Origin of the sequence: Staphylococcus chromogenes, from assembly GCF_029024625.1 — a bacterium.
GTDB lineage: Bacteria > Bacillota > Bacilli > Staphylococcales > Staphylococcaceae > Staphylococcus > Staphylococcus chromogenes.
In genome coordinates this window covers 1,245,988-1,263,622 of sequence record NZ_CP118953.1, presented here as the reverse complement: position 1 = coordinate 1,263,622, position 17,635 = coordinate 1,245,988, and the positions used below count along the sequence as shown (strand labels likewise).

Sequence of the window (17,635 nt, the reverse complement as noted above, 5' to 3'; positions counted from 1 at the left end):
AGTCAATCAATTTCTAAGGATATAAACGGTTTAATAAACGTGGGAATGGTGATGTTTCACGAACATGTTCTACGCCAGAAATCCATGCGACTGTTCGCTCCAATCCAAGTCCGAAACCACTGTGTGGTACAGAACCATATTTTCGTAGATCAAGATAATATTGATAACTTTCAGTATCTAACTGATGTTCATCAATACGTTGTTCTAATAAATTCAAATCATTAATACGTTCTGACCCACCAATAATTTCACCGTAGCCTTCAGGTGCTATTAAATCCGCACATAAGACTGTATCTTCATTTTCAGGATTAGGTTGCATGTAGAACGGTTTGATTTTTGTTGGATAGTTGACAATAAATACAGGGAGATCATAATGATTTGCAATCGCTGTTTCATGAGGGGCTCCAAAATCATCGCCCCATTCAATATCATCAAATCCTTCTTTGTGTAAAAAGTCGATGGCATCATCATAGGAAATTCTTGGGAATGGTGCGTTGACTTTTTCTAATTTTGAAGTGTCACGTTCTAATGTTTTAAGTTCAATAACGCAATTTTTTAGTACAGATTGCACAACATAAGAAACATATTGTTCTTGAACTTGTAAACTTTCTTCATGTGTCGTAAAAGCCATTTCAGGTTCAATCATCCAAAACTCAATTAAATGACGACGTGTTTTAGATTTTTCTGCACGGAAAGTAGGACCAAATGAGAATACTTTACCATATGCCATTGCCGCAGCTTCCATATAAAGTTGTCCACTTTGTGATAAAAATGCATCTTCATCGAAATATTTAGTATGGAATAGTTCACTTGTCCCTTCAGGTGCACTCGCCGTTAATATCGGAGGATCAATCTTTGTAAAACCATTGTTATTAAAAAATTCATAAGTTGCACGAATAATTTCGTTACGAATTTTCATTACGGCATGCTGTTTTTTTGAACGCAACCATAAATGGCGATGGTCCATTAAAAATTCTGTGCCATGGTTTTTAGGAGTAATGGGATAATCGTGTGCTTCATGTATCGTTTCGATCGATTTAACTTGCATCTCATAACCTAAATCCGAACGTTGATCCTCAGTAATTTCACCTGTAATGTAGAGGGACGTTTCTTGCGTTAATGATTTAGCAAGTTGGAACGTTTCTTCATCTACTGCTGCTTTAACGACAACACCTTGCATGAAACCTGTTCCATCACGCAATTGTAAGAAAGCGATTTTACCACTAGAGCGTTTATTAGCGAGCCACGCTCCAATTGTCACTTCTTGACCTATAAAATTTTTAGCTTCTTTAATCGTTGTTTTCATAACCAGTCTCCTATAACATTTTTACTCTTTATTATTTTATCAAAACTTAGCTTGGACTTCTACATTCATAAGATTTGTAAGGAAGTTGTTAAATTTAGTCTTTTTTTGAATTCAATTTATTTAATAATGCATCAAATTGCTTGATATTCCCTTCATAACGTTGAAATGGTTCAATTGCATCATTAAAGAAATGTCTATAATGTTGATGAATCAGTCGATTGTCAAATGAAACAACGATACCTTCATCATTTTCATTACGCAACAGTCGTCCTAATCCTTGCTTAAATCGTGACACAGCTTCAGGCAAAATGTAATCTTTAAAAATATTGTCAAACTCATCTTTAAGTAGCACAGGTTTTGCATGATATTGACTCATAAAAGGCAATTTAGTAATCATGACACATTTGATACCTGTCGCTTGATAATCAAATCCTTCAAAAAACATAGATGTTCCAAGCAGGATAGCTTTGTCAAAATGATTGAACTGCTGCACAATTTTAACATTTTGGCTAGGTTGTTGTGATAATATGACATAATCTTCAAGCGATTCCAAGTCTTGTAAATAAGCCATGACCTCGTTTAACATTTTATAACTCGTAAATAAAACAAGGCACTTCCCTTGCACGACATTTGCATAGTCAATGATATAAGAAACGATAGACTGTACGTAATCGTCATGAGATTGATAATCGTATCGCTCAATATCAGTCGGAATAAATAAATGACCTTTTGAATATTGGGAGTTGGATGATTTCATGATGAACGATTTAAAATTTTCGTCATTGAACCACTTTTTATAAGTGTCAAACGAACCATTAAAAGTCAACGTACCCGATACAAATGTAACTGAATCAAATTTCTTAAGTACTTTTTCAGTTAACGTCGTCTTAATTTTATTTTCTTTAATATGAATTTTAAGTGTTGACTTTTGATGAGTATTTTTCAATGAAATATAAAATGGTTCATCTTGATTAAGGGCGCTTTCAAAACGTTTCATTAAATCACGTACATATAATAAGTGTTTACGTATCGTTTTAACTGTTATGTGCTTCATGTTATTAAAGTTTTCAAGTGTTTGATTGATTTGATGAATGAGTCGATTTAAAGGTTGTTTAATGTGTTGTGACTCAATTTCATAAACATAAAATGTTTTTGTGCTTTCATCTTCGTAAATCTTTGATTGGTGTGATTGTTCAAATAACACATCGAAGAGATATTCATTGTCAGCATGAATCTGATCAACATCTTGTTTTATACTAAATATATCAATCGGAGGTATATCTAATTTCTGAGCTTTACGCGTGTTTTCTAAGAAGTATAATTGGCGTAATAATTTTTCCTTTTCAGATTTGCCAATTAAACCAAGTTGATACTTGATATCCGCATAGTCGACTTCTTTTATTGATTTTTCAAAAGCATAATCAGGCAGGCGATGTGCTTCATCAATAATACAGTGATTAAAAAGTTGATAGATGGTGTCATCAGGTGAAGAATACATTAAGTGTGCATGATTCGTCACTCCAATTTGAATACGGCGTGCATTTTGTTTGATATAGTGATAGTAATGAACATCATTTTTATAAGGAACATAAGTTTCAACCTTCTGATGAAAATACATTTTTTGGGCACCACGTAAATTAAGTTCCTGAATATCACCTGTTTCCGTATGAAGTAACCAGATGAGCAATTGCATTTTTAATAAATTAACTTCATAGTTAGATGTTTTTTCATCGATGATTTGTCGTACAAGACCTAACGAAATATAATCTTGTTTGCTTTTAATCATGCGCGCATGAATCTGTGTATCTAAAGCACGATTGATGACAGGAATGTCATGAGTCAGTAACTGATTTTGAAGTAGTTTCGTATTCGTGGAAATCATAACATGTTCTCCTGTTTCAATATGAAACATCAATGCAGCGATGAGATAGGCAAGTGATTTACCACTTCCAGTATCTGCCTCAATTAAAGTTTTCTCATTATGCATTATTTGATTAAAAATGGTTTCAGCCATATAAAGTTGAGTTTCTCGATATTGGTACCCTGCATGATTTACAATGGTTTGATAGAGGTCTTTAATATTTCCTTCAAAATGAAAATGTGTCTCCTTTAAATCAGGAATAGGTTTATAGTAAATATGACAGAATTGAGTATATAAATTTTGTTCGGTCTGTTTTGGAGCAGTACGGACTAATTCAAAGAAATAATAATCTAATTGATATTTTAGATGCTTGCTCAAAAAATAGAGTTGTTTAATAGTTTCAATAGGTAGTTTTTCAAAACGTTTAAAGGCTTTGATCATGAGTAAAGCTGTTGCACGTGCATCTTCATCTGCTCGATGTGCTTGTCCAAGTGAAATTCCCAAAGCGTCTGCCAACTCACCTAATTGATAACTTTTCTCCATAGGAAAGGCAATTTTAAATAATTCAAGTGTGTCAATCGTTTGTGCTGGCGCATAGTGAATATGACAACGTTTAAATGCGTGTTGAAGAAAATTTAAATCAAAATTCACGTTATGTGCGACGAAAATACAATTTTGCAATTTGTTATAAATTTCTTGAGCGATTGAGTTGAAATAAGGGGCTTGAGCCAACATATCTTTTTCAATAGAAGTCAATGCTTGTATAAAAGTAGGGATTTCTAAATCAGTTTTAACCATTGAATGATATTGATCTACAATTTGATTGTTTTCGACAAATGAAATGCCAATTTGAATAATTTCATCGTAGTCAACCTGATTCCCCGTTGTTTCAAGGTCAACAACGGCATATCGAGACATATTGTTCCCTCCTTTCTATCTATAAATCTATATCCGCACTCATTAAACGATGAATCGTACCTGATTCATCGACCACATGCAAAAATCCCAAATCATCAATTTCGATGACTTTTCCATAAAACTGACGTGTTCCTTCAGTAAACCGTAATCTACGGTTCCAAATGTTTGAAGCGGCAATATATTCTTGTTTAATAGATGTAAATGGTTTTGATAAAAATTGGCTATATCGTTGTTGTATATGAGACATTAAAGTCTTTAAAAAAGCGTATCGATTTATTGATTGGCTGTTTTGAAGTGAAATGCTAGTCGCGATTTTTCTCACCTCTGGATTCCAATCGGTCTCGTCTTGATTGATATTAATTCCAATCCCACAAATGACGGCTTCTATACGATCTGCGTTAGCAACCATTTCAGTTAAAAACCCACAAATTTTTTTCTCACCGATGTAAATGTCATTAGGCCATTTGATTTTTACATCTTGCTCAACATACTCTTGAATAGCATCACGGATGGCCAGTGAAATAAATAAATTAAATGTCGTGAGCATTGCATAAGAGATATCAGGACGTAGGACAAGGGACATCCACAACCCTTTACCTTTTGAAGATTGCCAAGGTCTTTTAAAACGCCCTCTTCCCTCAGTTTGTTCATCACTGATAATAAGCATCGCTTCATCATGATCAACCAGTAGATGCTTTGCTTCTAATTGCGTGGATCCCACACTGTCATATGTATAGACGGATTCAAAAAGCGTAGGATATTCTATCATTGAGTGAATAATACTTGCATGCCATTGTTGAGGAAACTCATTTAAACGATGACCTTTATTATGAACTGAATCTATTGAGATAGACTCGGATTTCAATTGATCTATCACTTTTTTTACAGTCATCCGTGAAATATGTAGTTGTTCTGCAATTGCTTGTCCGGAAATATAGTTCGGACGCGCATCTGCAATTAATTTTAAAATTTGATCTCTATACTTTGACATTTTGCTTCACCCATTCCACAATATCTGTTCGACTATTTTTTACTTTTTTCAACACGATGGCACATTCAATTTCTCTTAATGCATGTTTAATCCAAGGACCACTAGGTTGATCGAGGACCTCCATTAAAACTTTACCATTCATATTTACTTCTTTTCTATTATGAATGGATAGCTGTTGATAAATCTCTTGAATGATTTTTGGATTGAATATTAAAGGATTCGCGATTTGAATCTCATGCGCCTCTAATAGTGGTTTTAAATAAAAGATTTCCGAAGCTATATTTTCACCGTAATCGTAAACCCATATTTGTAATTCTTCTTTAGACTGAATTTGTTGGAGACGCAGGATTGCACTTGCCAAGTGTTCAGCTTCTTTTAAAGTTTGATTACTCAATTTTAAACGTTTAATACCCTCTTTTTGGCCTTCAAATAAATGTAAAAAGGCTAAAAATTGCGATAAAGAGAGCGCTATATTTAAATGTATATGCTGCCAATTAAACATTTTTAAATAAGGAATGTGGGCCATGATTTTTAAATCAACCATTGCTTTAAATGCTTTCTCAATGCCCCGTCCCAATAATAACTTTTCGAGCTCAGTCATAATTCGTTCGATTGATAAATAATGAATATCTTCTACACATGCAGACATTGCTACGTAGGTTTTTTCTTCTATATCAAAATTCAACTGAGATTGAAAACGAAGACCTCTTATAATACGTAAGGCATCTTCAGTGAAACGTGCTTGTGGATTGCCTACTGTACGTATACAGTGATGGTTTAAATCATTACAGCCATCAAAATAATCATACAATTTAAAGTTTGTATCCATTGCCATAGCATTAATAGTAAAATCTCGACGTGCGACATCTTCATATAATGAGCGTACAAATTGAACGTCGGTTGGACGCCGATGATCTTCATAACGACCTTCCGTTCGAAAAGTAGTAACTTCATAATTGTTTTTTTTCCATACGACATTAATAGTTCCGTGGGCTTTACCTACCGGAATAGTATGTTCAAATATAGTCTCTATTTCATCAGGTGTCGCACTGGTAGCGATATCGACATCATTTATCGTACGATTGAGATAAAAATCACGTACGGCTCCACCTACAAAATAGGCTTCAAAACCATGTTGTTGAATATGTTTCATCAATGGGATGGCCGCATTAAAAGCTGCTTTAGACATGAACCTTTGAGTCTCCTAACATTTGTTGATAGTAATATTCATATTGATCTGCAATCTTTTTAGAATTAAATCTTTCTTGGATGTCTAGTAACATTTTTGTCTGCATTTGTTGGTATTTTGTTGGATTTTGAAGTATAGATACCGCATATTGGGCAGCAGTCTCAGCATCTCCAATATCTACAAGAAATCCAGTTTCTTCATGTTTAATGACTTCTTGGATTCCTCCTGCCCGAGTGCCAATAGGTAGAACGCCTGTGTGCATCGCTTCTAGCAATGTAAGTCCAAAACTTTCTTTCTCGCTCATGAGCAAAAGTAAATCTGAAATTTGATAAAAGTTACTCATGCAATCTTGCTTACCTAGAAATAAGACATCCTCACTTAATTGAAGAGACTTTACACGTTGTCGCATGTCTAACAACTCAGGCCCATCCCCTATAAGTAATAACTTTGCTTTCATCTTTTGACGTATAAGATGAAAGGTGTCAATCACTGTATCAATACGTTTTACTCTTCTAAAATTAGAAACATGAATAACCACTTTTTCATCCTCTGCAATGCCATAACTCGTACGTAATTTTGGCTGACGTCCTTGAGGAAAATCTTTTTCCTTTACAAAATTATAGATAGGAATGATTTCCTTTTCAGGTTGTATAATTTCGTAAGTTTCCTCTTTAAGTGACTGACTTACACTTGTGACGATATCACTTTTTTCAATGCCAAATTTTATTGCATTTTGTAACGCGTGGTCATAACCTAATACCGTAATATCTGTTCCATGTAGCGTGGTCATAATTTTTATATTTTTTCCAGACATTTGACGTGCCAGAATACCACAAATTGCATGTGGAATTGCATAATGCATATGTAATACATCTAAGTCGTATTCATTAATTACATTTGCAATTTTTGTACTTAAAGAAATATCGTATGGCGGATATTGAAACACGGCATACTGATTAATATCGACTTGATGAAATGTGATATTTGGAACAGGCTTTTTTAAACGAAATGGCATATTTGAAGTAATAAAATGTACTTCATGTCCACGCTCAGCCATAAGTATCCCTAATTCTGTGGCAATAATTCCTGAACCACCTACTGAGGGATAACATGTGATTCCTATTTTCACAACCGATCACTCCTTTTTATTTACGTTCAAAGCGATGTTGATCTCGGTGATTAAATTTTTCCATCGTTTGATTAAAACTTTCGGTCATATCTATATTTAATGAATTGGCTAAACAAAGTAAGACAAATAAATTGTCACCAAGTTCAGCTTCAATTGTGTTAGGTTCTTCTGTAGATTTTTTTTGTTTTTCACCGTGATAATGGTTGATTTCTCTAGCAAGTTCTCCTACCTCTTCTGTAAGACGTGCTAAATTTGCAAGAGGTGAGAAATAGCCGGCTTTAAATTGTGAAATATAGTTATCTACTTCTTGTTGCATCATTTGCATAGATTTTTCCATAAAACTCACCCTTTCGTATCTTATTCTTTATCTTACATGATTGAGCTATATATCGGCAATGTATCAACCCACTTTAGAAAGAATTTTAGCCAAACAAAAACACCCCTCTTATCATGGGATAAGAACGGGTGTTGAATGCTTATGACTATTCTTCAGAACGTGCAATGAGAATTAATCGTACTAATTCAGCAACCGCAACGGCAGTAGCTGCAACGTACGTCATTGCTGCAGCACGTAGTACGCGTCCTGCATGTTTATATTCTTTTTCATCAACAATATTCAAATGTTGGATTTGTCTCATGGCACGCTTACTTGCATCAAATTCGACTGGCAATGTGACAATTGAGAATAGCACTGCAAATGCCATAAAGAAAATACCAATCCATAATAAAGTTGAACCAAATGCGATATGCAACATTGTAAGAATAAAGCCTGCTGTGATTAATAAGTAGGATAAAGAGCTACCTAAATTCGCTACAGGAACTAATGCAGAACGGAAACGTAAGAAGAAATAACCTTCGTAATGCTGAATCGCATGTCCGACTTCGTGAGCAGCAATCGCTGTACCTGCTACACTAGGACGATTATAATTTGAAGGTGATAATACAACGACCTTTTTACTAGGATCGTAATGATCTGTTAAAAAGCCTTCCCCTTCTTTTACATCAACGTCGTAAATGCCATTTGCATGTAAAATTTCTAAAGCAACTTCTCGTCCCGTCTTGCCACTCGTTGATCTAACTTGAGAGTATTTTTCATAGTTAGATTTTACTTTGTGTTGCGCATACATTGGGAGGATCATAAGTATTACAAAATAAATGATTAAAGACATAAAAGACATTATGCTCACTCCTTTAATTATATTGTAAGTGGTTGATTAATAATGGTCAAACTTTTTATCCTCTCGTATCCGAAAGATATATAAAATAACAATAAAAGGAATCGCGCTAAGCCAAAAAGCAATATAGCCAATTATGGATTCATAATGAATGAGCGACCCGTATACAGGATATTGGTGAAACACATAATCAATCACATCATTATGAAAAATCCATATTAAAGTGATTGTTAGACTGAGTGTTGTAACGGTCAAACGAGGTAAAAATAAAATAGCTTGTATAGACATAACGGCATGTGAAAAAATCAGCATGATTCCCGTAATATAAACTGTGTCGTCATGAATAAACATAAATATATTCATAATTACAGCCCAAACCCCGTATTTGATCAAAGTAACAAAAGCAAGTGTATCGATAATCGCATTTCTTTTGTTAAACAGCATTAAAAAGATGCTAATAGTCAAAAATAATGAAGCGGTTGGGCTGTCTGGAATAAAAATCCAAAAATACCATTCAGATCTCATTAACTGTGGTAAATACCAAATATATCCATAAATTGTTCCAAGTAAGTTACATAGGAGCAAAAGCCATAAAATAAATCGGTTGTATATGATAGTTTGATGTATTGTTGACCAATTCATGCTTTCACTCCTCATAGAATTTATAACGGCGCAATTTTAGAACGCTAAGCAAATGCGTGTACCATTTAAATGCATCAGGATTTTTAACACGTAGACTTAAATCGATTTGAGATTCCAATAAATGCATTAAATGTTGGTATGTGGTTGAGTTTAAATGGATGCGTTTTAAGTCATAAATATAAGATTCATCCACGTGATGACTGAATAATTGATGCAAAATGATAAAATCAAGTCGCGTATCACGATAATCGGGATGTGAAAAATGGATTTTGATGTCAAGTTGATCAATGTCTTCAACAATTAATGTAAAAATTTTATTCGTATTAATGTATATATTTTGATTAAAAGTGAGACGTATTGCATCTTGTTGACTATTTTCTACTGATATTTCAAGTGTCGTATGTTGTGGATTAATTTCATCAACAAATTTTACGAATTTGACATGGGAGTCATTTGCTTTGAGGTAGTTTAAAATCCAAACAGTAATACGTGATTTAAATTGATATTGAAATAACAGATAGTCCATAAAATGTTGTTTATCTTTATTTATAGGTACCTCAAACATTGCTGGTCCCCTTAGTTTAATCTATCGTATTCATCTTGCCATTTCTCTTGATTGGGTTCTTTTTGAATCAAGAGGTCCAAAATTGTTTTAGCATGCGCTATTTGGCTAATTTCAATGAGATATTCATAATAATCTTTTAAGAAGTCTACATTGTCTTTTAGAGATGTATAGGCAATATCATAAAAATGCTGTGCTTCTTTATCACGCTCTTCTTGTCCTAAGGCATATGCCAGTTGCCAAATGAATACGGGATCCATATCTTCCTCATTCACAAATTGTACCAACTCAATTAGGGCTTCATAGTCTTCTTCATGACGATATAAATCTGCTAACATGAGTAAAGGTTCTTGATAGCTTGGGTCGACTTCGAGCGCTTGTTTTAACAATGAAACAGCTTCATTTTGGTCTCCGTGTTCAATTTTAAGCGCCCCGGTACTGAACATTAATTCTTTATAATATTGATTTAAACGTAAACCTTCATCACCAATTTCTATTGCGTCTGCGAACATTTTTTCATTTTCGTAAAGCTGTTGCAAATAGTAGTAGGCTTGTATAAAGTCAGGATCCTTATTTAAGAGTGTTTTTGTTATTTTTATGGCTTCTTGTGTACGATCATTTTTTTCGTAAGCAACAGCCTTTTTTAAATAATCTTCAGGAACCAATTCCTGCTCGTTTATTTCATCATACCATTTTAAAGCATCTTGATAATTTCCACTTTGAAGGCTACTATCGGCAAGACGTGAAAATAGATTAATACCATTGACTTCATACTCTCCGCTCTCTAACACAGTATCGTATTCACGAGAAGCACGTAAGTATTGACCATCAAAATATAACAATTCAGCAAGCGCAAAATGAATGATGGGGTCATTAGGTTGAATTTCAAGAGCTGCTTCTAATTTATCGATTGCCACTTCAAGCATGTTAATTTGTTGATATAAATCTGCTTCAAGCATCAATTTTTCTGGGGTTTCTGGCACTTCATTTAAATATTCTAAAGCTTCATCAATATGGTTTTCAGTCACAAGCCCTTCTATAAAGTAAATGAGAACTTCGCCTTCATTTGGATACTTGTGGTATAACGTGCGAAACACCTCAAGCCCTTGAGGTGTTAAACCATATTGGTATAAAGTTTCGCCAAGCGCAAACAACCCTTCGTCATCATCAGATTGTAGTGCTTCTTGAACTCGTGAATCGAGGTCATCTAATTTTTGTAAGTTGATATCATCTATAAGTTTATAGATATCTTGCATATTATCCCTCATTCTCTAATTGTTTTAAGATTGGTAAGAATCCTGGGAAAGAAACATTTACGCTATCAAAACGTTGAATTTGAATGTCTTCCTTCGTTAATAACGAGGCAATCGCCAACATCATGCCTATACGATGATCTGTATGGCTATCTACAACTTGGGGGGTGGTAAGTTGAGAAGGATGAATAATCATCCCATCCGCTGTAGGTTCAAGTTGAAACCCAAGACGATTCAATTCATTAACTGTAGTATCAATGCGGTTTGTTTCTTTTACCTTTAATTCTTCAGCATCTTTAATGATACTTGAACCTGTTGCTTGTGTACAGAGTAAAGCAATGACAGGAAGTTCATCAATACAACGTGGAATGAGTTGACCACTTATTTCAATCGGCTTTAAATGTTCAGTATATCTTACATGTAATGTTGCAGTAGGTTCAGGGGTATCGGTTAAATTCAGAATTTCTAAATGTCCGCCCATTTTTTTAACGATTTCTATAATGCCATCTCTCGTTTCATTCATTCCAACGTGATGAATATAAATATCACTGCCAGGTGTAATAAGTGCTGCAACAATAAAGAAGGCAGCAGAAGAAATATCACCAGGAACATCAAAATTATTAGGTGACAAGTGTTGGATACTTTTTCCTGGTAAAGTTATTGTTTGGTTAGAAGTTCCAATAGGAATGCCAAAATGTTGAAACATTGTTTCTGTATGATTCCTAGAAATATCAATCTCTTCAATTGTGGTTGAATCAGGTGCAAATAAACCCGCAAATAATAAAGCACTTTTTACTTGAGCGCTAGCAACAGGCATTTTATAGTGTATTCCTCTAACATTTCCTCTACTTATAGTGAGGGGCGTATAGTTATTCTCTATACCTCGTATCTGTACACCCATTTTTTGAAGCGGATCAATAATGCGCTTCATGGGCCTTTTACCTATTGACGCATCTCCAGCTAAAACACTTTCAATCCCAAGTCCTCCTAATAAACCAGCCATAAGCCGAGTTGTGGTACCTGAATTACCCGTATAAAGGACTTGATGTGGAGTTGTGAAATGTTCGTATCCTGGTGAGTTGATTTCAATTTGATTTTCTGAAAATGTCATTTGAACGCCTAAAGTTTGAAAAATGTTGGCTGTTCTCATACAATCCTCTCCTAAAAGAGGACCTGTAATGATAGACTTTCCTTGAGCAAGTGAGGCCAACATGATGGCACGATGCGTCATAGATTTATCACCCGGGATTGTTATTTTCCCTTTAAGGGGTCCGTTGGATGAAATAGTTTCCATTTATATCACCTCTTGATGTAATGCAACCATTTGATTAAATGATTGTTTTAAAATGGATTTTGGAATATGTTGCACAGTGGGTTGTCCAAAATCTTTTAATAGTACCATTTGTACGCCTGTCGCATCATTTTTTTTATCTGACAACATGTATTCATAGAGCTGTTCAAAATTAAAGTCATCAATGATGGATAGCGGATAATGGAGTTCTTTTAAATACTGATAAAATGATGTTGTTGAATATTGCGTTTTTAAGATTAAATTAGAAACAAAATATTGAAATAAAATACCTAACATCACAGAATGACCGTGCGCTAAGTGATGTTGGTATTCAATCGCGTGGCCAAAAGTATGACCTAAATTTAAAAATTTGCGTTGTCCTTGTTCCTTCTCGTCTGCGAGTACAATATTTAATTTAGTTTCTATGCCATCGACAATGACGGTCTCTATATTTTTTAACTTGAGCAATGTTTGCACGTTAGGATACATCTGTTCAAGCTGATTGACAGCTTTTTTAGAATTGAGAAGTGCGTGTTTATAAACTTCTGCGTAGCCACTTAAAATCTCTGTTTGAGGTAAAGTAGTTAAAAAATCTAAGTCATAAATAACCGCTTTAGGTCTGTAAAAAGCGCCTATTAAATTTTTACCTTGAGGCGAATTAATACCTACTTTTCCGCCAATGCTAGAATCATGAGCTAATAGTGTAGTAGGAACTTGAATAAAGTCAACCCCACGTAATAACGTGGCGGCTAAAAATCCAACAAAATCTCCCGTAGCTCCCCCACCAATAGCAACAAGACATGTTTGTCGTGTAGGTTTGAATGATAGAATTTGCCCCATATATTGCTCATAATATTGTATATATTTCACTTGCTCACCAGAGGGGATTGTGATTAAAGTATGTTTCGGTTTGATTTGATGTTGCACATCTGGCCAACATTTGGCAACGTGTTCATCTATAAGAATGAATATATGCTCATAATCTGACAAGAAGTCATTGAGATGTTGAATGGCCCCATTTTCTACTATTATAGGATAGTTATCGTGAGGATAACGTGTGTGTAATTGCATAGAAATCTCCTTTTAATAAGTGATGTTTCGTAAGCGACGCGTGTCTACCTGGTTTTTCAATGTCTCAATATCATTAGATTCGAATTCTTCTAAGAGCGCTTTGGCAATTTCGAAAGCAACGGCATGTTCACAAACAATACTCGCCGCTGGCACTGCGCAACTATCTGAACGCTCAATCGTCGCTTTAAAAGGTTCTTTTGTTTTGATATCCACAGAAGCAAGTGGTTTGTATAAAGTTGGAATTGGTTTCATTACTCCATTTACAACGATAGGCATTCCATTCGACATGCCCCCTTCTAAACCTCCTAAATGGTTGCTTGCACGGTAGTATCCTCTTGTTTCATCATACATAATTGGGTCTTGAACTTGTGAACCAAGTAAAGCTCCCGCTTGAAAGCCTACACCAAAGCTGACACCCTTAAAAGCATTTATGCCGACAACGCTTTGGGCGATGCGTCCATCTAATTTACGATCATAGTGGACATAACTTCCCACACCGACAGGCATGTGATTCACAATGACCTGAACAACTCCGCCGATAGAGTCGCCGTCTTTTTTAGCTTGATCTATTTTATCGCGGATGGCCTGTGCAATACTTTCATCCACCACGCGAACATCATTGGCATCTTCGGACTTTTTAATCGTATCAATGTCGTATTCACCTTCATCTTTAATGCCACCAATTTCTACGACACGGCTAAAGAGTTCGATACCTAATTGTGCGAGAAGACTTTTACAAATTGCACCAACAGCAACTCGCGCTGCAGTTTCACGTGCAGAAGAACGCTCTAAGACATTGCGAAGGTCTTGATGATTATATTTCATACCGCCCACTAAGTCCGCATGACCAGGCCGTGGCTTTGTAATGACACGCTTCATATTTTCTTGTTCTTCTTCAGTTATAGGTTCAGCTCCCATAATCTTCTGCCAATGTTTAAAATCATCATTTTTAACAATCACTGTTACAGGGCTACCTAATGTATATCCGTGTCGAACACCAGAAACAATTTCTACGGTATCTTTTTCAATTTGCATACGTCGACCCCGACCATAACCCCCTTGACGTTTGAACATTTCTTTATTGATTTGATCGATATCTATTTTCATATTTGCAGGCAATCCTTCAATAATCACTGTTAATTGAGGGCCATGTGATTCGCCGGCAGTTAAAAATCTCATAACGGGCAACTCCTTTTATTAATTCATTATTTTTAGACTAACATAGCGTATTGTGTCATCAAAGATTTAAATTAAATATGTTGTTTATCATAGCACAAAATATCGTTTAAATTAACAGAAAAATAAGAAAAAGTTTAACGCTTTTAATAACTAAAGTGTTTTGATAGATAAAAGAGCTGAAACGGCATATTGTTTCAACTCTTTTATCTCGTTTTTTCTATTCGTATAACCAAACTTCATCTGGTGATTGGTAATTACTGATTTCTTCTGGCTTAAACCATAAGTTGATTTCTCTTTCTGCTGATTCGACTGAGTCAGAACCGTGTACAACATTGCGTCCGACTGTTAGACCTAAATCCCCACGGATAGAGCCTGGTGTAGCTTCTGAAGGATTTGTAGAGCCAATAATATGACGGGAAACAGCCACCGCATCTTCCCCTTCTACGACCATTGCAAATACAGGTGCAGAAGTAATAAATGAAATTAACTTAGAATAAAAAGGTTTGCTTTTATGTTCACCATAATGTTCTTCCGCTAACTCTTGAGGCACAGTCATTAATTTAGCACCAACTAATTTTAACCCTTTTTGTTCAAGACGTTGAACAATTTCACCGATTAATTTTCTTTGTACAGCATCTGGTTTAATCATTACGAATGTTTTTTCCATTGTGAGGATCCCCCTGTGTTTATGTATAGATTACAAGAATATCCTACCATGTAAATAAAGCGCTTTCAATCGTTTTATATATTATGACATACGATTTTTAAGCTTAGAAATCAATTTTTTAAACACAGGTTTTGCATCATTGTCGGGTAATGTTGCTAATAAATCATTCGCTTTTTGCAAATAGCGCTCACTAATTTGTTGAGAAATCTTAATCGATTCTGAGTTTCGAATTTGTTCCACACATAATTCAAAAGCATCTTGAGGCGCATTTGCGTTTAATGATTCAATGCGTGCTTTCAACTGAGAATCTCGTTTCATTTCGAGCAATGTTGGCAACGTCATATGTCCATTTCTCAAATCACTTCCGACAGGTTTACCCAATTTTTTCTCGGAACTCGTAAAGTCTAGAATGTCATCAATGATTTGAAAACTCATACCAATATTATAGCCAATGTTTCTCATTGTTTTTACCGTTTGAGCATTAGCCCCACCACTCATCGCTCCTACTTCAGTTGCTAATTGAATGAGCAATGCCGTTTTACGTTTAATGCGACGCAAGTAATTTGTAATTGATTGGTTTGCACGAAACTGGTCTTGAAATTGAAATAATTCTCCGCGACACACTTCTACGATAGCTTTTGATAATGTTTGATGAATATGAGGGTTTTCTATCGGAGACAAATGTTCTAAAGCACGTGCAAGTAAAAAATTTCCCGTTAAAATGGCTGTAGATTGATTCCACTCTTTTTCAATTGTCGTTTTGCCCCGGCGTTTATCACTAAAGTCGATTACATCATCATGAACCAATGTCGCCATATGAATCAATTCTAATGCAACGGCTACGCGATAAGTATCTTCTGTGGCGTGCTGATTACTCAAATAACTACTGAGAATTACGAATAGAGGACGTACACGTTTGCCACCGGATGATAATAAATGTTCTGCTGCTTTTTGCAACGTCATATCTTCGCATTGCATCTGATGCGCTAAGTTTTTTTCTATATATTTTAGTTCTCGATTCATATAAATTTTCGACATGGTCCTCACCTTTAATTATTTTGTTTTAGGTTTATGAGCTAAATGCATCGCCGCCACACCACCTGTAAAGCGACGTACTTTTACATTTTCAAATGATACTGATTCAAATAACCCTTTCAATGTTTCGCTATCTGGGAAATCAAACGCCGATTGTTGAAGCCATTCGTATTCTTGTTTTGATTTTGCGAAAATCTTTCCGAATAACGGCATTATAAATTTAAAGTAAAGTTGATAACCTTGCTTAAAAATAGGAGCCGTGGGTTGACTAGTTTCTAAACAAACAGCTGTTCCACCGGGCTTAAGTACACGATACATTTCTGCAAGAGCTTTCGTATAATCTGGAATATTACGAAGTCCGAAGCCAATTGTTACATAATCAAAACTGTCATCTTCAAATGGGAGATCCATAGCATCACCTTGAATGAGGCGTATATTAGACATGTTTTCTGTTTTAGTTTCTCCTACTTTTAACATATTTTCACTAAAATCTATTCCCGTGACTTCACCATTAGGACCTACTGCTTTACTTAATGCGATTGTCCAGTCAGCCGTCCCACAACAGACATCTAATGCTTGAGATCCTGGACGTACATTCATTTCTTTCATGACTTTTTTACGCCATACTTTATGTTGCTCAAAGCTAATGATATTATTCAATTTATCATACTTGCCTGAAATATTTTGAAAGACCTCATGTACTTTTTGTTTATCTGCTTGATTATTCATTAAAACCGACTCCAGTATATTTGTATTTTGAGTGTATCACATCAATCAATTGATTAATTTGGGTTTCATTTAAAAAGTTAAGATATGTCAATTGATCAACGGCTAAATGTGCAATAATACGTTGATGATTCTCTTCTTTTAGTGTATTTAATTGATATATATTCAATAGTGTATCGATTAAACCAAATTCAACCGCTAACACAGTTTCTAAAAGTTGATGTTGTGATAGAGATTGATGTTCATTTTGAAGGTATGACTTCTGTGCATTAATTTTGATAATTGCCTCACTCATATGCTTTTGAAAAGTGGTGGATTGTATTTGTGAAATAAGGTAGTAATAATGCGCGCTATACAAATCTCCTATTAAAATGGCATCTCGTTCAAACCGGTAAAAGCTGATTCGATCGAGATGATTCATCGCAGTATTAATAGAGAGCACAGCAACTTTTGATAATGTAGGTATTTCTAATGAATCTAAAATTTCGCTTAATGCACGATTAACAAAGACATTTTTTGGTTTATGTATATGAATTAATGTTTTATTCATCTGTTTTTCTAATAGTTCAAAGGTTTTACTCATGGTCACACCTCAATTTTTAATCACTTACTATCTTAACATTATCGGTTTGAAAATTAA

General features: G+C 34.9%; 17 protein-coding genes. All 17 read right to left on the bottom strand.

Features of this window, described 5'->3' with window-relative positions; all coding sequences use genetic code 11:
* Positions 1–13: 13 nt before the first annotated feature.
* Positions 14–1,306: an asparagine--tRNA ligase gene (gene asnS / locus PYW36_RS06210; protein ID WP_103159456.1), complete on the bottom strand. Its 1,293-nt coding sequence runs from the start codon at positions 1,304–1,306 to the stop codon at positions 14–16.
* A gap of 94 nt (positions 1,307–1,400) precedes the next feature.
* Positions 1,401–4,085, bottom strand: a complete 2,685-nt coding sequence (locus PYW36_RS06205) for a helicase C-terminal domain-containing protein (RefSeq protein ID WP_037573728.1) — start codon at positions 4,083–4,085, stop codon at positions 1,401–1,403.
* 19 nt (positions 4,086–4,104) lie between these two features.
* A complete protein-coding gene (locus tag PYW36_RS06200; RefSeq protein WP_103159457.1) occupies positions 4,105–5,076 on the bottom strand; it encodes a biotin--[acetyl-CoA-carboxylase] ligase in 972 nt (323 codons plus the stop codon).
* Entirely contained in the window at positions 5,063–6,265 is a 1,203-nt protein-coding gene (locus tag PYW36_RS06195; protein ID WP_103159458.1) for a CCA tRNA nucleotidyltransferase, read from the bottom strand. Before PYW36_RS06195 ends, PYW36_RS06200 begins: the two co-directional genes overlap by 14 nt.
* Positions 6,258–7,394: an N-acetyl-alpha-D-glucosaminyl L-malate synthase BshA gene (gene bshA / locus PYW36_RS06190; protein WP_103159459.1), complete on the bottom strand. Its 1,137-nt coding sequence runs from the start codon at positions 7,392–7,394 to the stop codon at positions 6,258–6,260. Before bshA ends, PYW36_RS06195 begins: the two co-directional genes overlap by 8 nt.
* Positions 7,395–7,410: 16 nt before the next feature.
* Positions 7,411–7,731, bottom strand: a complete 321-nt coding sequence (locus tag PYW36_RS06185) for a nucleotide pyrophosphohydrolase (protein ID WP_037573741.1) — start codon at positions 7,729–7,731, stop codon at positions 7,411–7,413.
* 145 nt (positions 7,732–7,876) lie between these two features.
* Entirely contained in the window at positions 7,877–8,572 is a 696-nt protein-coding gene (locus PYW36_RS06180) for a zinc metallopeptidase (protein WP_103159460.1), read from the bottom strand.
* Between the two features lie 36 nt (positions 8,573–8,608).
* Positions 8,609–9,211, bottom strand: a complete 603-nt coding sequence (locus PYW36_RS06175) for a DUF1405 domain-containing protein (protein ID WP_103159461.1) — start codon at positions 9,209–9,211, stop codon at positions 8,609–8,611.
* 4 nt (positions 9,212–9,215) lie between these two features.
* Positions 9,216–9,776, bottom strand: coding sequence for a YpiB family protein (locus PYW36_RS06170; RefSeq protein ID WP_103159462.1), 561 nt, complete (start codon positions 9,774–9,776; stop codon positions 9,216–9,218).
* 11 nt (positions 9,777–9,787) lie between these two features.
* Entirely contained in the window at positions 9,788–11,029 is a 1,242-nt protein-coding gene (locus PYW36_RS06165) for a tetratricopeptide repeat protein (RefSeq protein WP_103159463.1), read from the bottom strand.
* A 1-nt stretch (position 11,030) separates the two neighbouring features.
* Positions 11,031–12,320, bottom strand: a complete 1,290-nt coding sequence (gene aroA / locus PYW36_RS06160) for a 3-phosphoshikimate 1-carboxyvinyltransferase (RefSeq protein ID WP_107360473.1) — start codon at positions 12,318–12,320, stop codon at positions 11,031–11,033.
* Positions 12,321–13,388 (bottom strand): 3-dehydroquinate synthase, encoded by a 1,068-nt coding sequence (gene aroB / locus PYW36_RS06155; RefSeq protein WP_107360472.1) that lies wholly within the window; start codon positions 13,386–13,388, stop codon positions 12,321–12,323. It abuts the gene before it with no gap.
* 12 nt (positions 13,389–13,400) lie between these two features.
* Positions 13,401–14,567, bottom strand: coding sequence for a chorismate synthase (gene aroC / locus PYW36_RS06150; protein WP_103159464.1), 1,167 nt, complete (start codon positions 14,565–14,567; stop codon positions 13,401–13,403).
* 217 nt (positions 14,568–14,784) lie between these two features.
* The gene (gene ndk, locus PYW36_RS06145; RefSeq protein WP_103159465.1) at positions 14,785–15,234 is read right to left on the bottom strand and encodes a nucleoside-diphosphate kinase; all 450 of its coding nucleotides are present in this window, start codon (positions 15,232–15,234) and stop codon (positions 14,785–14,787) included.
* 81 nt (positions 15,235–15,315) lie between these two features.
* Positions 15,316–16,272 carry a polyprenyl synthetase family protein gene (locus PYW36_RS06140; RefSeq protein WP_103159466.1) on the bottom strand — a complete coding sequence of 319 codons (957 nt, stop codon included), beginning with the start codon at positions 16,270–16,272 and terminating at the stop codon, positions 15,316–15,318.
* Positions 16,273–16,287: 15 nt separating this feature from the next.
* On the bottom strand, positions 16,288–16,998 hold the full coding sequence (locus PYW36_RS06135) for a demethylmenaquinone methyltransferase (RefSeq protein ID WP_037573770.1): 711 nt from the start codon (positions 16,996–16,998) through the stop codon (positions 16,288–16,290).
* Positions 16,991–17,578, bottom strand: coding sequence for a heptaprenyl diphosphate synthase component 1 (locus PYW36_RS06130; RefSeq protein WP_103159467.1), 588 nt, complete (start codon positions 17,576–17,578; stop codon positions 16,991–16,993). The genes PYW36_RS06135 and PYW36_RS06130 overlap by 8 nt, the downstream gene beginning before the upstream one ends.
* Between the last annotated feature and the right edge of the window lie 57 nt (positions 17,579–17,635).

Coding starts and splice junctions, on each gene's coding strand:
- asnS (WP_103159456.1), bottom strand. CDS start 1,306: ATGAAAACAACGATTAAAGAAGCTAAAAATTTTATAGGTCAAGAAGTG.
- PYW36_RS06205 (WP_037573728.1), bottom strand. CDS start 4,085: ATGTCTCGATATGCCGTTGTTGACCTTGAAACAACGGGGAATCAGGTT.
- PYW36_RS06200 (WP_103159457.1), bottom strand. CDS start 5,076: ATGTCAAAGTATAGAGATCAAATTTTAAAATTAATTGCAGATGCGCGT.
- PYW36_RS06195 (WP_103159458.1), bottom strand. CDS start 6,265: ATGTCTAAAGCAGCTTTTAATGCGGCCATCCCATTGATGAAACATATT.
- PYW36_RS06185 (WP_037573741.1), bottom strand. CDS start 7,731: ATGGAAAAATCTATGCAAATGATGCAACAAGAAGTAGATAACTATATT.
- PYW36_RS06180 (WP_103159460.1), bottom strand. CDS start 8,572: ATGTCTTTTATGTCTTTAATCATTTATTTTGTAATACTTATGATCCTC.
- PYW36_RS06175 (WP_103159461.1), bottom strand. CDS start 9,211: ATGAATTGGTCAACAATACATCAAACTATCATATACAACCGATTTATT.
- PYW36_RS06170 (WP_103159462.1), bottom strand. CDS start 9,776: ATGTTTGAGGTACCTATAAATAAAGATAAACAACATTTTATGGACTAT.
- PYW36_RS06165 (WP_103159463.1), bottom strand. CDS start 11,029: ATGCAAGATATCTATAAACTTATAGATGATATCAACTTACAAAAATTA.
- aroA (WP_107360473.1), bottom strand. CDS start 12,320: ATGGAAACTATTTCATCCAACGGACCCCTTAAAGGGAAAATAACAATC.
- aroB (WP_107360472.1), bottom strand. CDS start 13,388: ATGCAATTACACACACGTTATCCTCACGATAACTATCCTATAATAGTA.
- aroC (WP_103159464.1), bottom strand. CDS start 14,567: ATGAGATTTTTAACTGCCGGCGAATCACATGGCCCTCAATTAACAGTG.
- ndk (WP_103159465.1), bottom strand. CDS start 15,234: ATGGAAAAAACATTCGTAATGATTAAACCAGATGCTGTACAAAGAAAA.
- PYW36_RS06140 (WP_103159466.1), bottom strand. CDS start 16,272: ATGTCGAAAATTTATATGAATCGAGAACTAAAATATATAGAAAAAAAC.
- PYW36_RS06135 (WP_037573770.1), bottom strand. CDS start 16,998: ATGAATAATCAAGCAGATAAACAAAAAGTACATGAGGTCTTTCAAAAT.
- PYW36_RS06130 (WP_103159467.1), bottom strand. CDS start 17,578: ATGAGTAAAACCTTTGAACTATTAGAAAAACAGATGAATAAAACATTA.